Annotated in this window: 2 protein-coding genes; both read left to right on the top strand. The window is 67.9% G+C overall.

Annotated elements, in window-relative coordinates; genetic code table 11:
- Window positions 1-125: 125 nt before the first annotated feature.
- Window positions 126-566, top strand: a complete 441-nt coding sequence (locus BIV23_RS51315; protein ID WP_218161935.1) for a helix-turn-helix domain-containing protein — start codon at window positions 126-128, stop codon at window positions 564-566.
- Window positions 563-1,246: an IS630 family transposase gene (locus BIV23_RS51310; protein ID WP_218161934.1), complete on the top strand. Its 684-nt coding sequence runs from the start codon at window positions 563-565 to the stop codon at window positions 1,244-1,246. Before BIV23_RS51315 ends, BIV23_RS51310 begins: the two co-directional genes overlap by 4 nt.
- Window positions 1,247-1,265 lie beyond the last annotated feature (19 nt).

The following is a 1,265-nucleotide window of genomic DNA, read 5'->3' as shown; positions in this document are numbered from 1 at the left end:
CTAGTAGATCGTCGCGGCTAAGTGTTGTTCTGGTTGGTGGAGTTGGGGTCTGGCAAGCTCCCCTTGTCGCTTCCGTTCGGCCGGGCAGGGGTGCCGTGTCCTCACAGAAGAAGTATCCGGTTGCGTTGAGTGCCGAAGATCGTCTGGCGTTGGTGCGCGTGACGACGACGGGGGTCCGCAGCGCGTCGATGATCAGGCGGGCACGGGTGCTGCTCGCGTTGGACACGTCGGTCGGCGAGGTCGATCCGCGGGCGGTGATCGCGGACCGGGTCGGGGTCTCGTGCGAGTCGGTCCGCCTGATCTCGAAGCGGTACGCGGAGACCGGCGGCGATGTGTGGGCCACGGTCGGCCGGAAGGAACGCGCATGCCCGCCGGTGCCCTCCCCGGTGACCGGCGAGGTCGAGGCGAGGCTGGTCGCGCTGGCCTGCTCGGCGCCGCCCAAGGGACATGCCCGGTGGTCGCTGCGGCTGCTGGAGAAGCACGTCGCGCTGGTCGAGGACATCCCGGATCTGGACCACTCCACGATCGGCCGGGTGTTAAAAAAACGGAACTGCGTCCTCACGTGAAGAAGTACTGGACCATCCCGCCCGCTGCGAATGCGGCCTTCGCCGCGGCGATGGAGGACGTCCTGGCGGTCTACCGCCGCCCCCTCGACCCGGCCCGCCCGGTGGTGTGCATGGACGAGAAGCCGTACCAGCTGCTCGGCCACGTCCGCGATCCGCTTCCCGCGCGGCCGGGCCGTGACCGGCGCGAGGACAACGAGTACGTCCGCTCGGGGACCTGCTCGATCTTCTGCTGGGTCGAGCCGCTGCGCGGATGGCGGCGCGTGGACGCCCGGCCCCGCCGGACCAGGGTCGACTGGGCGCATCAGGTCGAGCACCTGCTGACCGTGGACTATCCCCACGCCGCCACGGTCGTGCTGGTGATGGACAACCTCAACACCCACACCACCGCCTCGCTCTACGAGGCGTTCGACCCGGGGAAGGCCTTCGCGCTGGCCCAGCGCCTGGAGATCCACCACACCCCCAAACACGGGTCCTGGCTCAACATCGCCGAGATCGAGCTCTCCGCCCTCACCCGCCAGTGCCTGGACCGCCGCATCGACGACCTCGCCGTACTCAACACCGAACTCGCCGCCTGGCAGCAGCACACCAACAGCAACCAGCGCCAAGTCGACTGGCACTTCACCACCGACGACGCACGCGTGAAACTGCGCCACCTCTACCCAACCACACAGCAAAATTAAGCCGCGACAATCTACTAGT

Origin of the sequence: Streptomyces monashensis, assembly GCF_001866665.1 — a bacterium.
GTDB lineage: Bacteria > Actinomycetota > Actinomycetes > Streptomycetales > Streptomycetaceae > Streptomyces > Streptomyces monashensis.
This window is presented reverse-complemented; position numbering and strand designations above follow the sequence as displayed.